The organism is Bradyrhizobium sp. SZCCHNRI1029 (assembly GCF_032487555.1).
In the GTDB taxonomy this organism is placed as follows: Bacteria; Pseudomonadota; Alphaproteobacteria; order Rhizobiales; family Xanthobacteraceae; genus Bradyrhizobium.
In genome coordinates, this window is record NZ_JAUEUK010000008.1 from 307,236 (window position 1) to 325,157 (window position 17,922).

16 protein-coding genes are annotated in these 17,922 nt (G+C 65.6%); 11 read left to right on the top strand and 5 right to left on the bottom strand.

Going from position 1 to position 17,922, the window contains the following annotated elements; all coding sequences use genetic code 11:
* The first annotated feature begins 39 nt into the window (after window positions 1-39).
* Both QW861_RS23555 and QW861_RS23560 read left to right on the top strand, forming a co-directional pair.
* The gene (locus QW861_RS23555) at window positions 40-1,533 is read left to right on the top strand and encodes an amidohydrolase family protein (RefSeq protein ID WP_315826045.1); all 1,494 of its coding nucleotides are present in this window, start codon (window positions 40-42) and stop codon (window positions 1,531-1,533) included.
* Entirely contained in the window at window positions 1,530-2,459 is a 930-nt protein-coding gene (locus QW861_RS23560; RefSeq protein WP_315752636.1) for a GTP-binding protein, read from the top strand. Before QW861_RS23555 ends, QW861_RS23560 begins: the two co-directional genes overlap by 4 nt.
* 16 nt (window positions 2,460-2,475) lie before the next feature.
* Here the strand turns inward: QW861_RS23560 and QW861_RS23565 are convergent, their stop codons facing one another.
* Both QW861_RS23565 and QW861_RS23570 read right to left on the bottom strand, forming a co-directional pair.
* Window positions 2,476-3,612, bottom strand: coding sequence for a GGDEF domain-containing protein (locus QW861_RS23565; protein WP_315713953.1), 1,137 nt, complete (start codon window positions 3,610-3,612; stop codon window positions 2,476-2,478).
* Between the two features lie 93 nt (window positions 3,613-3,705).
* Window positions 3,706-4,773, bottom strand: a complete 1,068-nt coding sequence (locus QW861_RS23570; RefSeq protein WP_315752637.1) for a J domain-containing protein — start codon at window positions 4,771-4,773, stop codon at window positions 3,706-3,708.
* A gap of 129 nt (window positions 4,774-4,902) precedes the next feature.
* Between QW861_RS23570 and QW861_RS23575 the strand changes: the two genes are divergently transcribed.
* The 5 genes from QW861_RS23575 to QW861_RS23595 all read left to right on the top strand — a co-directional run bounded on the left by QW861_RS23575 (window position 4,903) and on the right by QW861_RS23595 (window position 11,566).
* Entirely contained in the window at window positions 4,903-5,070 is a 168-nt protein-coding gene (locus tag QW861_RS23575; RefSeq protein ID WP_315713955.1) for a hypothetical protein, read from the top strand.
* Window positions 5,071-5,264: 194 nt separating this feature from the next.
* Window positions 5,265-6,140, top strand: a complete 876-nt coding sequence (locus tag QW861_RS23580) for a dihydrodipicolinate synthase family protein (protein WP_316193536.1) — start codon at window positions 5,265-5,267, stop codon at window positions 6,138-6,140.
* Window positions 6,141-6,418: 278 nt separating this feature from the next.
* Window positions 6,419-8,758, top strand: coding sequence for a xanthine dehydrogenase family protein molybdopterin-binding subunit (locus QW861_RS23585; RefSeq protein WP_315752640.1), 2,340 nt, complete (start codon window positions 6,419-6,421; stop codon window positions 8,756-8,758).
* 419 nt (window positions 8,759-9,177) lie between these two features.
* On the top strand, window positions 9,178-10,206 hold the full coding sequence (locus QW861_RS23590) for a linear amide C-N hydrolase (RefSeq protein ID WP_315752641.1): 1,029 nt from the start codon (window positions 9,178-9,180) through the stop codon (window positions 10,204-10,206).
* A gap of 241 nt (window positions 10,207-10,447) precedes the next feature.
* Entirely contained in the window at window positions 10,448-11,566 is a 1,119-nt protein-coding gene (locus tag QW861_RS23595; protein ID WP_315752642.1) for an amidinotransferase, read from the top strand.
* A gap of 12 nt (window positions 11,567-11,578) precedes the next feature.
* On the opposite strand, the gene QW861_RS23600 is transcribed toward QW861_RS23595, so the two are convergent.
* From QW861_RS23600 to QW861_RS23610, 3 genes are all read right to left on the bottom strand, one after another.
* Window positions 11,579-11,896: a multidrug efflux SMR transporter gene (locus QW861_RS23600; protein WP_315713960.1), complete on the bottom strand. Its 318-nt coding sequence runs from the start codon at window positions 11,894-11,896 to the stop codon at window positions 11,579-11,581.
* A 211-nt stretch (window positions 11,897-12,107) separates the two neighbouring features.
* On the bottom strand, window positions 12,108-13,532 hold the full coding sequence (locus tag QW861_RS23605; RefSeq protein ID WP_316193537.1) for a sensor histidine kinase: 1,425 nt from the start codon (window positions 13,530-13,532) through the stop codon (window positions 12,108-12,110).
* Complete coding sequence (locus QW861_RS23610; RefSeq protein ID WP_315713962.1) at window positions 13,507-14,172, bottom strand: response regulator transcription factor; 666 nt, start codon at window positions 14,170-14,172, stop codon at window positions 13,507-13,509. The genes QW861_RS23605 and QW861_RS23610 overlap by 26 nt, the downstream gene beginning before the upstream one ends.
* A 119-nt stretch (window positions 14,173-14,291) precedes the next feature.
* Between QW861_RS23610 and QW861_RS23615 the strand changes: the two genes are divergently transcribed.
* From QW861_RS23615 to QW861_RS23630, 4 genes are all read left to right on the top strand, one after another.
* Window positions 14,292-15,071: an ABC transporter ATP-binding protein gene (locus QW861_RS23615; RefSeq protein ID WP_315713963.1), complete on the top strand. Its 780-nt coding sequence runs from the start codon at window positions 14,292-14,294 to the stop codon at window positions 15,069-15,071.
* Window positions 15,072-15,087: 16 nt separating this feature from the next.
* Complete coding sequence (locus QW861_RS23620; RefSeq protein ID WP_316169448.1) at window positions 15,088-15,954, top strand: ABC transporter permease; 867 nt, start codon at window positions 15,088-15,090, stop codon at window positions 15,952-15,954.
* A gap of 40 nt (window positions 15,955-15,994) precedes the next feature.
* Window positions 15,995-17,011 carry an ABC transporter substrate-binding protein gene (locus QW861_RS23625; protein ID WP_315713965.1) on the top strand — a complete coding sequence of 339 codons (1,017 nt, stop codon included), beginning with the start codon at window positions 15,995-15,997 and terminating at the stop codon, window positions 17,009-17,011.
* A gap of 289 nt (window positions 17,012-17,300) precedes the next feature.
* The gene (locus QW861_RS23630) at window positions 17,301-17,912 is read left to right on the top strand and encodes a LemA family protein (RefSeq protein WP_315713966.1); all 612 of its coding nucleotides are present in this window, start codon (window positions 17,301-17,303) and stop codon (window positions 17,910-17,912) included.
* Window positions 17,913-17,922 lie beyond the last annotated feature (10 nt).

A 17,922-nucleotide genomic window follows, 5' to 3' on the forward strand; every position in this document is an offset into this window, starting at 1 on the left:
GCCTGGGCGCAGTTCCACCTCGCGAGCCCAGCTGATTTCATGCCTCACTACGATCTGATCATTCGCGGCGGTCGCGTGCTCGACCCGGAAACGAAGCTCGACGCCACGGCCGATGTCGCCATCAAGGATGGCGCGATCGCTGCCGTGGGCGATGTCGGCGGGGCCGCCGATCAGGTGGTCGATGCGGCCGGCCTCGCCGTCGTGCCCGGCTTCATCGATCTGCACGCGCATGGCCAGTCGCTGCCGGCCGACCGCATGCAGGCCTTCGACGGCGTCACCACCACGCTCGAGCTCGAGATCGGCGTGATGCCGGTGGCGCGCTGGTATGACGAGCAGGCGGCGATCGGCCGCCTTCTGAACTACGGCGCAGCGTCGGGCTGGGTGTTCGCGCGGATCGCGACGATGACGACGCAGCAGACCGCGTCCAACATCGCCGGCATGGGCGAGGCGATGCGCGACAAGCGTTGGGTCGAGGAGGTCGCCACGGCTGCCGAGACCGCCGAGATCGTCGAGCGCACGCGGCAGGGTCTGGAGCAGGGCGGTCTCGGCATTGCCTTCCCGAACGCCTACGCGCCCGGCACCGGCATGAAGGAGCTGTCGGAGCTGTGCAGCCTGGCGGCCAAGCACGACGTGCCGACCTACACGCACATCGCCTATATGTCGAACGTCGATCCGCGCAGCTCAGTCGATGCCTACACGCGGCTGATCGGGCTGGCCGGCTCGACCGGCGCCCACATGCACATCTGCCATTTCAACAGCACCAGCCTGCAGGATGTCGAGCGCTGCGCCGAGCTGGTGCAGACCGCGCAGAAGCAAGGCCTGAAGGTCACGACCGAAGCCTATCCCTACGGCACCGGCTCGACCGTGGTCGGCGCCGGCTTCTTCGCCGATCCCGCGTTCTGCCAGCGCATGGGCACCGGCTATGACGCAATCGAGATGGTCGCCGAGCGCCATCGGCTCGGCAGCCGTGACGAATTGCTGGCGCGGCAGCAGGACGATCCCGGCGCATTGGTGCTGATCCATTTCCTCGATGTCGCCGTCAACCAGCGCCACCGCGACCTGCTCGACGTCTCCGTGCTGTTTCCGGGCGGCGCCATCGCCTCCGATGCGATGCCGTGGATCCTGTCCAACGGCACGGACTACACCGGCGACGCCTGGCCGCTGCCGGATGACGCGGTGTCGCATCCGCGCTCATCGGCGACGTTCACGAAATTCCTGCGCGAATGGGTGCTGGACCGCAAGGCGGTGCCGCTGATGGAGGGCCTCGCCAAGTGCACGCTGATCCCGGCCCGGATTCTGGAACCGTCGACGCCCGCGATGCGCAAGAAGGGACGGCTGCAGGCCGGCTGCGACGCCGACATCGCCGTGCTCGATCTCGCCAGCCTGCGCGACCGCGCCGACTTCCTCAACATGAACCGGCCGTCCGAGGGCGTACGGCATCTGCTCGTCAATGGCCGCGCCGTCATCACCGATGGCGAGCTCGTTCGCGACGTCCGGCCGGGGCAGGCGGTACGCCGTCCGGTCCTGTCATGATCGTCCCGGTCCTGCTGGTCGCCGGATCGCTCGGTGCCGGCAAGACGACCCTGCTCAATCATCTGCTCGCCAATCCGGACGGACGGCGCATCGCCGCTGTTGTCAACGACTTCGGCGCGGTCGATATCGACGCGCAATTGCTCGGCACCGTCACCGAGGAGGTGATCAGCCTCAAGAACGGCTGCATTTGCTGCTCGCTGCAGGGCGACCTGCTGCGCACGCTGTCCTCCGTCATCAAGCGCGATCCGGCACCCGACGCGATTGCGATCGAGACATCGGGCATTTCCGATCCCGCCGAAATCATTCGCAGCCTGATGGATCCCGTGATCTTCAAGGTGGCGCCGCTCGAGACGGTCGTCACCTTGGTCGACCCGCAGCGGCTGCGCGATGACCCCGAGATCGAACAGGATGTGCTGTGGCGCTCGCAGTTGCGGGCCGCGGATTTCGTGCTGCTGACCAAGGCCGATCTGCTCGACCGCGCCGCGCTCGATGCGGCCCGCGCCGTCGTCGGCGGCACCAAGCCGCAATCGGCGATCTTCGAGATCGCGCATGGCGTCGTCGCGCCGGACCTGCTGTTCAGCCGCGACATTCGCGCGCCGCGAGAGCTGCCCAAGCAGGTGCCGACGATGTCGCAACCTTTCGCAACCCTCACCTGGACCTCCCGTGCTCAGCTGTCGCTGGCCCGCTTCCAGCAGGTGATCGGAAAGCTCGCGCCGCGCACCCTGCGCATCAAGGGCATCCTGCTGTTCACCGACCATCCGGGACAGCCGATCCTGTTTCAGTCGGTGGCGACGCGCGGCACCTTGGCGCCGTCGCCGGTGTCGCCCGCCGATGGCCTCACGGCCCAGCTCGTGCTGATCGGACGCGAAGGTGAGCTCGACGCCGGCGAGATCGACGCGCTGCTGCACGAGGTGATCGTCGCCTGAGATCGAAGGCCGCGCGTCAGCCCGCCTGCCGCAATGCGCCGTCCGCGGCCTCGGCCCAGGTGCAGCAGCCGCCCCCGGCGCGCTTGGCGGCATAGAGCGCGCTGTCGACCTGGCGCAGCACCTCGTCCATGGACTCGTCCGTGAGCGGCCGGTCGTTCACCAGCAGGCCGGCGCTGGCGCCGATCACCACGGGGATGTCGGACAGCAGGAATGGCATCGACAGCGAGCGGATTGCTTCGCGCGCCAGCGCCAGCGCCTCGTCGCGTCCGTCCGCGCCGCCCGTCACCGGCTTCAGCAGCATGAACTCATCGCCGCCGAAGCGCGCGGCGAGACCGCCCTGGCCGACACAGCTCGATAGCCGGGCTGCGACCTGACGCAGCAGGTCGTCGCCGGCGTGGTGGCCATGGCGGTCGTTGACGGGCTTGAAGCCGTCGAGATCGATGGCAATGATCGCGACAGTCCGGGTCGTGCGTTCGAGCGCAGCCAGGAAGGCCGCCCGGTTGGGCAGGTCGGTCAGGAAATCATGGTTGGCCTGGCGGGCCAGCGCGTGCTTGGCCTCGAGCCGCTCGATGAACGCGGTGCTGAGATGGCGCGAGGCTTCGCGGATCGAGAACCAGAACAGCACCAGCAGGACGGCCCCGAGCTGATAGGGCAGCTCCGGGCGCATCAACCCGGCGATGAGCGTCGGGGCGAGCAGCACGGCGGTTGTCGTCAGCACGACCCACGGGCGGATCGCCGCGCGCGACACCATGCCGACGCAATAGGACATCGACAGGCCGAAGGCGATCCATGCGCCCGGAGCATCGTTGAGCTGGAACGCGCGGAAGGTGAGAGCGCCAAGCGCAAGGCCGAAGGCGGCGGCGCCCGCGGCGTAGACTTTCTCCCAGAGGATCACGTCGCGATCGGACAGGCGTCCCGCATATTGTTTGTAGCGCAGCAGGCTGACCACGCGACCGATGGCGTTGACGATGATCGCGAACGTGATCGCGATGTAGCCGGGATCGCCGTGCAGGACCGCAAGCGTGACCGAGCCGGTGATGGCGGCCGCGTTGATCGACATGACCTGCGGCAGAGACGTGTACAGCAGATCGACGAGCTCGCGCCGGATCGCCGGGTTCGGATGGATGAATCTGGAAAGCAGCCCATGTCCCATGGGAACACCATGGGACACCTTTCCTAACAGTTGATGGGCGCGAACGATTCGCGCGACGAAGGTTCGGAGTTACCTTAAATCTTCGTCAATCGCTCAGGGGGCGCGGCTGGGGTCGGTGGTTGGATAGACCGGCGTCGCCGTCGACATCCGCGAGGGCATCGGCGCCGCCGCCGCCACTTTCGGTGCCTCTGCCTTCGGCGTCTCCGCCTTGATGTCGGACTTTGGCGGCTCGAGCTTCAGCGGCCGCAGCGGCTGACGCTTCGCCATCGCGTCGAGTACGGCGCGGTTCGTCTTCTCGATGCGCTTTGCGGCCGCGACGTCGGCAAAGGCGCGGTCGAACTTGCGCATGCGATAGAACACGATGCCGCGGTCGATATAGGCCTCATGGTAGCGGGGATCGAGCTGGATCGCCGCGTCGAGATCGGCCAGCGCCGCCGCGAAGTCGCCCTTCTGGAACGCGGCCATGCCGCGATCGTGATGGGCCTGGGCCTCGTTCGAAGCCGTACCCCCGGCGAGCATTGTATCCGCCGTGCATGGCGCGGTCGCGCCTGCCGCGCAGGGCGCACGCTCCTGCTCGGCAGAATAGACCGTGTCGATCTTGCTGACGCGTAGCGGAAGCGGATCGGATACCGAGGCATTGCTGCCCGATGCGCTGCCGACCGTTGCGCTGGCAGCCGTCTCGCCGCCGGAATTCGCGGCCGCATCGCCGGTCGTCGCCGCGTCGGTGGCGCTATCGATCGGTTTGGCGGGAACCTCGTTCGGCTTGACCTTGTTGGTCGCAACCACGATCGGCTTGAGCGGCGCGACGGAAGCCGACGACATGTGGGTGAACAGCAGGTAGCCGGTTAGCGCCACGGCGGACGCACCGGCCAGCGCCATTACGCCGGACGCGACCTTGTGGACCTTGGCGACGACGGCCAGCTTGGAATCCTGCTGATGCTCGTCCTGCGCGGCGCCGAGCAGCCGGTCATAGGCCGTGCGCTGCTCCTTGTCGCCGAGAATGTCGTTGGCGCGGATGATCTGTCGAAACCGCAGCGCGGCATCCGGATCGCCGGGATTGACGTCGGGGTGGCTCTCTTTGACCGCTTTGCGGAAGGCCGCCCGGATATCGTCAGCGTCATCGTCCGGAAGAGCTCCGAGTAAATCGTAAAGCGTCTTCATCGTCGTTCTCGCTGCAGGCTTCCCTCGTCTCCGATCGAAATTCCTACGGCGAATTTACGCTGGAGCACTCGTACTAACTCTTTCCGCTTCGCATGATGGTTGGTCAATCCGGCGGAAAAATGACTGAAAATGGCGAAGTTCGTAGCCATTTTTGCCGTGTTTGAGGTCATCGCGCTCGTCCTTCTTCGCCACGGTGCGCGCAATCCCAGATTGAATCGCTGCCCTCTGACCGCCTCCGCCGCGGGACATGCACCTATGGTGGAGAGAAAGTTTGAAGCCGGATTTAACGTGAGCTGATTGGCAGCTCGGTTTGCGGCAACACCCCGCATTCCATCGCGGCAGTGTGGCGCTGCTACACACCGGCTCTTGTCCGCTGGTGTCAGGTCCCTGAGGCAGATGTCGCTGCGGGCAACAGGCCGGGCCTGAGAAGGGCGCCTCTCGCTTCGGCGGCCGCCTTGCGGAACCAGCGACCCGGCCGCTATACCGGCCGCATGACTGAATTTCATGGTGTCTTTCCCTACCTGGCCTCGCCGATCGGCGCGGATGGAACGATCCGTACGGAGGTGCTGGGGCGTCTTTGCGACGATCTGATCCTTGCCGGTGTGCACGGCCTGACGCCGCTCGGCTCCACCGGCGAGTTCGCCTATCTCGATCGTGCCCAGCGCATGACCGTCGTGGAGACAACCATCGATGCCGCCCAGGGCCGCGTTCCCGTGATCGCAGGCGTGGCCTCGACTGCGATCGCTGACGCGGTGGCGCAGGCCAAGGCTTACCAGAAGCGCGGCGCAACCGGCATCCTGGCGGTGCTCGAAGCCTACTTCCCGGTCAACGACGCCGGCATCGAGGCATATTTCCGGGCGATTGCCGATGCCGTCGACGTTCCCGTCGTCATCTACACCAATCCCCAGTTCCAGCGTTCCGACCTGTCGCTCGACGTCATCGCTGATCTCGCCGAGCATCCGCGCATCAACTACATCAAGGACGCTTCGACCAACACCGGCCGGCTGTTGTCGATCATCAATCGCTGCGGCGACGCCATCAAGGTGTTCGCGGCGTCCTCACACATTCCGGCCGCGGTGATGCTGATCGGCGGCAAGGGCTGGATGGCCGGGCCGGCCTGCATCATCCCGCGCCAGAGCGTCGAGCTCTACAATCTCTGCAAGGCGTCGTGCTGGGACGATGCGATGCTGCTGCAGAAGAAGCTGTGGCGCGTCAACGAGGCCTTCGCCCGCTTCAACCTCGCGGCCTGCATCAAGGCCGGCCTGTCGATCCAGGGCTACGACGTCGGCGATCCCGTGCCGCCGCAGGCCCCGCTCTCGCCCGAGCAGCGCAAGGTCGTCGAAGAGGTGCTGCGCAGCCTGGGGTGAGCTAGCCCCGGCTTTGGCCCCCGCTCTCTCCTCATCGTCATTCCGGGGCAGCCCAAAGGGCTGAGCCCGGAATCCATACTCCGCGACCTCTCGGGTGGGCAGACCGGGAGACATCGAGCCTCCAAACTACCGGTCGTGGTTATGGATTCCGGGCTCGCGCTGCGCGCGCCCCGGAATGACGGTTCGTCATGACGCACCAGCTTAAACACGTGTTGGCCACCGCAACGCCGATCCGCTAAGACCCTGCCAAATTCATTGAACTCACCAAGGACTGACGAATGAACATTCTTCCCAACAATATGCGGTTTGGTGCGGGGCAGCCCCTCAGGCGCCTGGAGGATCAGCGGCTGCTGACCGGGAAGGGGCAGTTCATCGACGACAAGGCGGAGGACGGCGCGCTGTGGCTCTACGTGCTGCGCTCCCCGCATGCGCATGCCAGGATCCTGTCGATCGACACCGCCGCCGCCCGCGAGATCGCGGGGGTGCAGGCGATTTACACCGGCGCGGACCTCGTCGCTGACGATGTCGGCACCATTCCGACCCTGGCAATCTTCAAGCGTCCTGACGGCAAGCCGATGACGGTGCCGCCGCGCCGCCTGCTTGCCCATGAGATCGTCCGCTTCACCGGCGAGGCGGTCGCCGCCGTGGTCGCGACCTCGCGCACGGTCGCGCAGGAGGCCGCGGAAGCGATCGTCGTCGATTACGAGGTGCTGCCGGCGGTGACCGATCCGGTGAAGGCGATCGAGCCCGGCGCGCCCGTCGTCTGGGCGGAGGCGCCCGACAACGTCGTCGCCGCGATGAGCTATGGCGATGCCGCCAAGGTCGAGGCGGCGTTCGCCGGCGCTGCGCACAAGGTCTCGCTCGACATCACCAGCCAGCGCCTGGTGCCCTCGGCGATGGAGCCGCGCTCGACCATCGCCGAGATCGAGAAGAAGACCGGCCGGCTGCTGCTGCACGTGCAGTCGCAGACCCCGGCCTCGACCCGCGACGTGCTGGCGGAAGCCGTGCTGAAGCGCCCGAAGGAGAGCGTGCGCGTGCTGGTGGGCGACATCGGCGGCGGCTTCGGCCAGAAGACCAACCTCTATCCTGAGGACGGCATCGTCGCCTATGCCGCCACCAAGCTTAACAAGAAGATCCGCTGGCGCGCCGAGCGCACCGACGAGTTCGTCGGCGGCACGCATGGCCGCGACCTCACCTCCACCGCCGAGTTCGCTTTGGACGCCAAGGGCAGGGTGCTGGCCTATCGCGTGCGCTCGATCGGCGCCACCGGCGCCTATTCGTCGGGCGCGGCCAACATCATCCCGCTGGTGCTCGGGCCATTCGTGCAGACCGGCGTCTATGATCTGCCGCTGGTGCATTTCGAGGTCAAGACCGTGATGACGCATACGGCGCCGGTCGGCGCCTATCGCGGTGCCGGACGCCCCGAGGCGGTGTTCATCGTCGAGCGGCTGTTCGATGCGGCCGCGCGCCAGATCGGGATCGATCCGCGCGCCATCCGCAAGACCAACTACATCAAGCCGGCGCAGCTCCCCTACACCAACGCCGTCGGCCAGGTGTATGATTCCGGCGCCTTCGCCCACATGCTGGAGCGCGCGTCCAAGCTTGCCGATTGGGACGGCTTCAACGCGCGCAAGCGCGAGGCGAAGAAGCGCGGCATGCTCTACGGCCGCGGCCTGACCAGCTACATCGAATGGACCGGCGGCCGCGCCCACACCGAGAAGGTGTCGCTGCACGCGACCTCCGAGGGCCGCGTCATCCTGCATTCCGGCACCATGGCGATGGGGCAGGGCCTGCAGACCACCTATACGCAGATGATCTCCGACACGCTCGGCATTCCGCTGGACAAGATCGACGTCGTGCAGGGCGACACCGATCTCGCCACCGGCTTCGGCAGCGTCGGCTCGCGCTCGCTGTTCGTCGGCGGCACGGCGGTGGCGGTGTCGTCGAACGACCTGATTGCGAAGGCGCGGGAAAAGGCGTCGAACCTGCTGGAGACCGCGGTCGAGGACATCGAGTATCGCGACGGCTTCCTCACCGTCGTCGGCACCGACCGCCGCATCAGCCTGTTCGACATCGCCGGGAAGGAGCAGGGCGCCAAGCTGTCGGTCGACAGCGAGGGCGAGGTCGACGGTCCGAGCTGGCCGAACGGCACGCATGTCTGCGAGGTCGAGATCGATCCGGAGACCGGCATCAGCCGCGTGGTGCGCTACACCACCGTCGACGACGTCGGCGTCGCGGTCAATCCGATGCTGGTCGCCGGCCAGATCCATGGCGGCGTCGCCCAGGGCATCGGCCAGGCGCTGTACGAGAACGTCGCCTACGATGCCGACGGCCAGCTCCTGACCGCCACCTATCAGGACTACTGCATCCCGCGCGCCGACGACGTGCCGCCGATCGTGGTCACGCTCGACGATTCCGCGCCGTGCAAGACCAACCCGCTGGGCGCCAAGGGCTGCGGCGAATCCGGCGCCATCGGCGGCCCGCCCTGCGTCACCAACGGCGTGATGGACGCGCTGTTCGAGCTCGGGATCACCAACCTGCAGACGCCGCTGACCCCGGAGAAGGTGTGGGCGGCGATCTCCGAGGCGAAGGCGGCAAAGGTCAAAGCGCCGGCCTGATCGAGCGCGCGCGACGCTCCCGCGCCGGACATGCTCCTGTTGCGTCGCTCAACGCGCCGATCTGCGCCGAGCTGTTCGGTGACGAGGACGGCGAGGGTTACGCCCGCATCTGGCCGCGCCCCTGCATGCGCAGCGGCGACTGATCTCGCTGCGTCATAGTCCGCCATTCCGGGCCAGCCCGTCAGGGTTGAATCCGGAGTCTCGAGATTTCCGGTGCAATTGTGCATCTGAGGGGACGATGCCGTCGGATCGCCCCGCCGCGCCCGGCAAGACAACGATCTCATGCGAATCGTCGCGGCGCCGCGACCGACGATGATTGACCCAGATCAAGGTCGCCGACGCGCACTCGCCTCTAGATTGTATCCAACACAACGAGGGGCGCGACCATGCGGCGGTGTGCGGACGTGATGAGCGGGGCGATGGCTCTGGCAATCGTCGTGTTTGGATCATCTCTGGCGGACGCGTGTTCGCGCGTCCTCTGGGCCGATAATGGTCAAGCCGTTGTCACCGGGCGCAACATGGATTGGCCCGAAGACATGCGCACCGATCTCTGGGCCTTCCCACGCGGCCTTGCGCGCAAAGGCGAGAGCGGCGACGACAACGAACTGAGCTGGACGTCGAAATACGGCAGCGTCGGCGGGGCGGTTTATAATCTGGCGATCGCCGACGGCATGAATGAAAAAGGTCTTGTCGCCAACCTGCTGTGGCTCTCCGAGAGCGATTACGGAAAGCGCGATCTCAAGCGCCCCGGCCTCGCGCTGTCGCTCTGGGCGCAATACAACCTCGACAACTTTGCCACCGTTGCCGAGGCGGTGGCCGACATCGAAACCGGTCGCTATCAACTCATCGCCGCCGGCATGCCCGGATACGCGACGGCGACCGTGCATTTGTCGCTTTCGGACGCGACGGGCGATTCGGCGATCATCGAAATCGTCGATGGCGGCAAGGTGCGCGTTCATCACGACCGCCGCTATCTGGTCATGACGAACTCGCCGCCCTTCCCCGAGCAGCTCGCCAATCTGAAGAAATACCACGTCTTTGGCGGCACCGAAGCGCTGCCGGGGACGAGCGAAGCGGCCGACCGCTTCGTCCGCGCCGCCTATTACATCCAGAACCAGACCAAGCCGTCGGACACCCGCCAGACCGTGGCCCGCATGTTGTCGGTCATGCGCAACGTGGCGCAGCCTTTCGTGCGGCCAGAACCGAAGCGACCGGAGGCGTCGCATACGATCTGGCGCGCCGTCGCCGACTCGACCGACCGGCTCTATTTCTTCGAATCGACCCTCAGCCCGAACATCGTCTGGGTCAACTTGCCGCTGTTGGACCTTTCCGTCGGCGCTCCGATCCGCAAGCTCGACCTGTCCGGGGCGGACGGGGATCTGGTCGGCGAGGTGAGCAGCCAGTTCAAGCCGGCCGCGCCGCTGGAATTCAAGAAAGGCGGCTCCTGACAGGGCAGAGCCCTACGGACAGATACAACGTCATCTTTATATCCGCGTTGTGGCGCTCGCACGCCGCGCGACATGACTGCGGAGCGCTCGCCGTGAAGCCCTGCCACCGCACTGGGCTGGAAGCGCCGCGCCGTTTGTTAAGGACGGATTGTGGTGCATTGCTGCACTGAGGCTATGCGCCGGCGATGCTACCGCACTAGAGTATTCGTGCCACATCAGCACCTCTTGCTTTGGTCATGCCATGATCACGCACGACAGCGGCCCGGATGCCGACCGCAAGGTAAGGATTTCTCCGGTCAACTCGCACAATGAGTGGGATCCACTCGAGGAAGTGATTGTCGGAAGGCTCGAAGGCGCGACGATTCCATCCGCTCATCCGGTCGTCGCCTGTAACATTCCGGGAATGGCTGCACGGGCGCAAGCGCTGCTCGGGGGCTTTCGCTATCCAAGGATGATGATTGAACCGGCTCAGCGCGAGCTCGATGGCTTTATTGCGCTGTTGCAGTCGCTTGGCGTGGTGGTCACCCGGCCGGAACCGGTTGATTTCAAGAAGCGCTTCAGCACGCCCGAATGGTCTTCGCGCGGTTTCTGCAACTCCTGCCCGCGCGATAGCATGCTGGTGATCGGAGACGAAATCATTGAAACGCCTATGGCGTGGCCCAGCCGCTATTTCGAGACCCATTCCTTTCGTCCGGTCCTGAAGGACTATTTCCGTCGCGGCGCCCGCTGGACTGCCGCGCCACGGCCGCAACTCACGGACGAACTGTATAACGCCGATTTCAGACGGCCCGAAAACGGTGAGCCGATGTCGTATATTCTGACTGAATTCGAACCGGTGTTCGACGCTGCCGATTTCGTCCGCTGCGGGCGCGATCTGTTTGTAACCCTCAGCAATGTCACCAATGCATCCGGCATCGAATGGCTGCGCCGCCATCTCGGCGACGGCTATCGCATCCACGAGATCGAGAGCCGCTGTCGTAACCCGATGCACATCGACACGACCATTTTGCCGCTGGGGCCGGGCAGGCTTCTGATCAATCCCGAATACATCGACGTCAGCCGCCTCCCGGACATACTGAAGAAATGGGACATTCTCGTCGCTCCCGAGCCTGATCCGATCACCGATCGCTTGCTCAGTATCACGTCGCTCTGCGGAAAATGGCTCAACATGAATGTACTGATGGTGGACGAAAAGCGCATCATCGTTGATCCGCATCATGTGCGAACGATGCGTGCGATCGAGCAATGGGGTTTCGAGCCGATCCCCTGCGAATTCCTGCATTACGCCGCATTTGGCGGCGCATTCCATTGCGCGACACTCGACATCAGGCGGCGCGGGGCGCTCGAGAGCTATTTTTGAGGATTGGCACGCCTATCCGGACTCGAGGCGCAGTCCGACGATGCCAAGTACAATGAGACCAATCGAGGCGAGCCGGGTCGCGGTCGTCGGCTCGTCGAACAGATAGATTCCGAAGAGAGTGGCGACGGCGATGCTCGCGCCGGTCCACGCGGCGTAGGCCGTGCCCATCGGGATCGTCTTCACGGCGAGGCCAAGACAACCGACGCTGGCGCCCATAAAACCCACGGTGACCAGGATCGACGGCAGGCGCGAGAGACCTTCGGAATATTTGAGAGCGATCAGCCAACCCACCTCGCAAAGGCTGCCAATGAATAAGATCACCCAGGCCATGAGAGGTTCTCCCAAAAGATGGGCTTAACGATCCTCGACGGAGTTCGTGTCAGAATTCCACGGTCTCGCTATTCTGCCAACTCATTCCGCCAAGCCCTTACACTTTGCAAGTGCACGCTGGAAGGCTCCCGGCCTTCCCTGCGCGCTCTCGATCTTCGAAAGGGCATGTCGATCGCAAGACCCGGGCGTGATCCGCCGCGGGACGACGACGTCATGTCTGCTGCTGTTTGAGCTGTGAATCTGGACGTGGATCGACTGCTGTCGACCGATCCACCGGCAGCTCCAGTCGCACACTGAAGTCGCCTGCCACTCCGCTGAACCGCAGCCGGCCACCATGGGCCTGCGCGACCTCGCTCGCAATGGCGAGGCCAAGGCCTGAGCCGTGGGAGCCGTCGCCCTTCTGGAACGGGGTCAGCAGGCGTTGCTGCGCGTCGGCTGCGATCCCAGGTCCGTCGTCCCAGACCATGATCGCAACATGCGTCGCGGTTCTTTCCACCGTCACCATCAGCCGGGTCCGCGCGCCATGCGCCAGTGCGTTGTGGATGAGATTGGCGAGCGCCTCGCGCAGGCTGATGGCGTCGGCGGCGAGCATCACCTCGTCCTCCGATGGCACGAAGCTGACGGAGACCTCGCGATCGAGAGAGAGCGGCACGCTCTGCGACAGCACCGATTTCGCCAGCGCGTTGATATCGACCGCGGCGAAGCGCGGTGCTTGGGCGCGGTGCTGGATCATGGCGTGATCGAGCAGTTGGCTGGTGAGGCGGGCGAGATCCGCGATGCGGCCGCGCAGCCTGTCGAGCGCCCTCGGGTCCTTGGTCTGATCGCTCAGCAGCTCGACCTCGGCATCGATCGCCGCCAGCGGCGTGCGCAGCTGGTGGGTGGCGTCGGCGATGAAGCGCTGCATCAGCGCGATGCGCTCGGCGAGGCGCTGCATGAAGCCGTCGATCGCGCCGACCAGCGCGCGCACCTCGCGCGGCGGCGTGATCGCGATCGGGCTGAGATCGTCCGGCCGTCGCTTGACGATCTCGGCCTCGATCCGCGTCAGCGGCGCGAACACCAGCCGCAGGCAGAGCGCAGTCGCCACCAGCGCCAGCAGGCTCATCGCAGCGATCAGGCCGATCGCCTTGGAGGCGAGATCCCAGGTCAGCGCGTCGCGGGCGCGCAGGGTCTGCGCCAGCACGATCTCGCTCCAGCCGTCGCCGGGCGCGCCGTCGAGCTTGCGCGCCACGGCCGCGATGCGCACCGCCTGGTCGCGATAGATGCCGTCTCGCAGGACGACGCCCTCACGCAGCGCCCTGGCGGGCGCGGTGACGGCGAGATCGTCATAGCCGGCGACGACGACGCCGCGCGGATCGGTGACGCGATAGAACACGAGGTCATAGGCCGACAATGTCGCAAACGCCGCCGCCGGCGGATCCAGCGTCACGACGCCACCCTGCATGTAGATGTTCTCGGCGATCTGCACGGCGCCGCCGGCGAGCAGCTTGTCATAGGCGTCGCGCGCGGCGGTGGCTGCATATTGCCAGGCGGCGAGGCTCAGCACGACGGCGCCGACGGCCAGGATCGCGCCGATCGCGATCAGCAGCCGCGCGCGCAGCGAGGTCCTGAGGTCACGAAGCGTGGAGCTGATAGCCAAGGCCGCGCTCGGTCTTGATCTCGACGGATGTCGCCGCCAGCTTGCGCCTGAGACGCGCGACGAACTGCTCGACGGCGTTGGGGCTCGGATCCTGGTCGAAGCTGAAGAGCTGCTCGACCAGCTCCTCCTTGGCGACGTAACGCCCAGGGCGTGCGGCGAGGATTTCCAGCACGGTCAGCTCGCGCCGCGTCAGGTCCAGCGGTTGGCCGGCGACGCTGGCGGTGCGCCCGGCGCGGTCGATCACCAGCGGCCCCAGGGTCAGCAGATTGTCGGACTGGCCGGCGGCCCGGCGCAGCAGCGCCCGCGCCCGCGCCTCCAGCTCGCGATAGTCGAACGGCTTGATCAGGTAGTCGTCGGCGCCGAGGTCGAGCGCGCCGATCCGGTCGTCGACCGCCGAGCGCGCGGTCAGCACCAGCACCGGCGTGCGCAGGCCGCGCTTGCGCAGGTGCTTGAGCACGGCAAAGCCGTCCATGTTCGGCAGCATCACGTCGAGCACGATAAGGTCATAGGTCTGCACCTCGATCAGCTCGCTCGCGGTGCGGCCGTCCTTTTCCCAGTCGACGGCATAGCCGATCCGTTCGAACCGGCTGGTCACGGCGGCGCCGATCTCGGGCGTGTCTTCCACCAGCAGGATGCGCAAGGTCTTGTTGTCCGCCTCGGAGTCAGGTTCGCGTCAGTCTCCTCCTCTATCACTTCGAATAAGGGCGCCGAAGTGCACCGAGCGAAATTTCGCATTGCAATATAAAGGAGGGGAGGACGATGACCGTCCATCAATCGCCATCTCAGTTCGAGCCGCTGCTCTCGGTCGAGGGCGTGACGCTCCAGTACAAGACGCCGGACACCTTGGTCACGGCGACCTACCGCGTCGACTTCAAGGTCTTCGATTCCGACCGTTTCGTGCTGCTCGGCCCCTCCGGCTGCGGCAAATCCACGCTTCTCAAGGCGATCGGCGGCTATCTGAAGCCGACCGAGGGCCGCATCCGCCTCAAGGGCCACGATGTCAGCGAGCCCGGCCCGGACCGCATGATGGTATTCCAGGAGTTCGACCAGCTGCTGCCGTGGAAGACGGTGCGCGAGAACGTCGTGTTCGCGCTGACCGCCAGCGGCCGGCTCGGCACCGCGGAAGCCAACGAGCGCGCCAAGTCCTATATCGACAAGGTCGGCCTCACCAAGTTCATCGACTCCTATCCGCATATGCTCTCCGGCGGCATGAAGCAGCGGGTCGCGATCGCCAGGGGCATGGCGATGGAGCCCGACGTGCTCTTGATGGACGAGCCGTTCGCCGCCTTGGACGCGCTGACCCGGCGCAAGATGCAGGACGAGCTGCTGCAGCTCTGGCAGGACACCCGCTTCACCGTGCTGTTCGTGACGCATTCGATCGAGGAGGCGATCAAGATCGGCTCCCGCATCCTGCTGCTGTCGCCGCATCCCGGCCGCGTCCGCGCCGAGCTCAACAGCGTGCCGCCGGGCACGATGGGCTCGCCCGAACAGGTCGCCCTCGAAGGGCGCATCAACGACATGCTGTTCGGCCAACACTGAGACGAGGAGAGCATCCATGAGCGAGACGCTGGCGCTGCGCCCCGAAATCGTCAATGCAGACACGCCCCTCGGCGACGTCAAGGTCGAGGCGAGCCTGTCCTGGCTGGAACGCATCTACCACGTCGGTGCGGTCCGCAAGGCCATCATCCTGGTGGCGCTCGCCGCGCTGTGGCAGGCCTATGGCCTGTGGCTCGGCAATCCCCTGTTGTTTCCGACCTTCACCGACACGCTCTCAGCCTTCTTCGAGAACATCGGCAACGGCATCATCCCTGCGCGCACCCTCGTGTCGCTGGAGACGCTGCTGATCGGCTACGGCATCGGCATCGCGCTGGCGGCCGTGCTGACCACGATCGCGATCGGCTCGCGGATCGGCGCCGACATGCTGGAGGCGCTGACCTCGATGTTCAATCCGCTGCCGGCGATCGCATTGCTGCCGCTGGCGCTGATCTGGTTCGGCCTCGGCAAGGGCAGCATCATCTTCGTGCTGGTGCATTCGGTGTTGTGGGCGATCGCGCTCAACACCCATTCCGGCTTCCGCTCGGTGTCGAACACCTTGCGCATGGTCGGCCTGAACTACGGCCTGCGCGGGTTGAAGCTGGTGCGCTTCATCCTGATCCCCGCCGCATTTCCGGCCATCCTCACCGGCCTGAAGGTGGGCTGGGCCTTCGCTTGGCGCACCCTGATCGCGGCCGAGCTGGTGTTCGGCGTGTCCTCGGGGTCCGGCGGCCTCGGCTGGTTCATCTTCGAGAACCGCAACCAGTTGGAGACGGCCAACGTCTTCGCCGGCCTGTTCACCGTGATCTTCATCGGCCTCGTCGTCGAGAACGTCGTGTTCGCGACCATCGAGCGCAAGACGGTGCGGCGCTGGGGCATGCAGCACTGAATTTCGAGTTATAAGCACAACAACAGGGAAGGAGACGACCATGTCCTGGAGCAAATCATTCACGGCCGCCGCGCTCGGCCTCACCGCGCTGCTCGGCGCCACCGGTGCTTCGCAGGCCGAGGTCAAGGAGATCAGGCTCTCCAAGGGCTACGGCATCCTCTATCTGCCGCTGATCGTGATGGAGGATCAGAAGCTGATGGAGAAGCAGGCGGAGAAGGCCGGGCTCGGTCCGTTCAAGGTTAACTGGCAGATGCTCGACGGCGGCAACATCATCAACGACGCGATGATGGCCGGCTCGCTCGACATCGCCGGCACCGGCGCCCCCGGCTTCATCACGCTGTGGGCCAAGGCCAAGGGCATTCCGGCGGTGGAGGTGGTCGGCGTCAGCGGCCTCAGCTCGACCTCGCTGTGGATGAATACCAACAATCCTGAGATCAAGTCGCTGAAGGATTTCAAGCCGAGCGACAAGATCGCCCTGCCGGGCATCAAGACCTCGCTGTCGGCGGTCATGCTGCAGATGATGGCGGCGCAGGAGTTCGGCAAGGAGAATTACGCCAAGCTCGATCCGATGACCGTCGGCCTGCCGCATCCGGAGGCGCTGGCGGCGCTCACCTCGGGCAAGACCGAGATCACGGCGCATTTCACCTCGCCGCCGTTCTCCTACATCGAGCTGAAGGATTCGAAGATTCGCCGCGTTGCCAATTCCGCCGACGTGCTCGGACGGATGACGATGGACGTGGTGTTCGCGCCCAAGCGCTTCGTCGACGCCAATCCCAAGGTCGTGCAGGCGTTCCTCGATGCGCTCGACGAGGCCTGCACGCTGATCGCCAACGACAAGGCTGCCGCAGCCGAGATCTATGCCCGCACCGCCAAGGTGAAGACCACCAAGGAGGACGTGCTGGAGATGCTGCAGGACAAGGACACCTGGTTCTCGTCGACGCCGGAGGGCGTGCTGAAGATCGCCGAGTTCATGCACGGCGTCGGCTCGATCAAGGTCAAACCGGCGAGCTGGCAGGACATGTTCGTGACCCAGCTACGCGACCGCAAGGGCAGTTGAGCGTAAGCGCCTATGGTGTCGTCCGGGGCGCGCGGATGCCCCGGAATGACGGGGTGTGTGGTTGGCGCAGGCCCATCATCCAGCCGCGAGTCCCGCTGCAAAGACGACATTGCCTCTCTCCGCCGGTCATTCCGCGCGAATGACCCGCATCCGCGGCAGACCCGGAACCTCCCTGAACCGACGCACCGGCCGCCGCGACCCATGTCCGGCGGCCGGCTGCCGTCATTGCGCCGTCGCCAAAGCTGTGCTGTGTGAAGGCGGTACAACCGGATGAAGAGGGGGACGCGCGATGCGGAGATTGCTGACCGTGCTGGCGGCACTGATGACGCTGAGCCTGACCAATTGCGGCTACAACGCCATCCAGACCAATGACGAGCAGGTCAAGGCGGCTTGGTCCGAGGTCGTCAACCAGTATCAACGCCGCGCCGACCTCGTGCCCAACCTGGTCAACAGCGTCAAGGGCTTTGCCCAGCAGGAGAAGGACGTGCTGCTCGGCGTCACCAACGCCCGCGCCAAGGTCGGCAGCGTGCAGGCCACGCCCGACGTCGTCAACGATCCCGCGGCGCTGCAGAAGTTCCAGGCGGCGCAGAGCGAACTGACCGGAGCATTGTCGCGGCTGCTGGTCGTCACCGAGAATTACCCCCAGCTCAAATCGGACGCGCTGTTCCGCGACCTGATGTCCCAGCTCGAAGGCACCGAGAACCGCATCACGGTGGCGCGCAACCGCTACATCAAGGCGGTGCAGGAGTACAACGTCGGCATCCGCACCTTCCCGAACAACCTGACCGCGATGGTCTTCGGCTACAAGGAAAAGGCCAACTTCACCGTCGAGAACGAGCGCGAGATATCGGTCGCGCCGAAGGTCGATTTCAACGCGCCGTCGCCTGCTCCGTCGAAATAGCCGGAGCAGG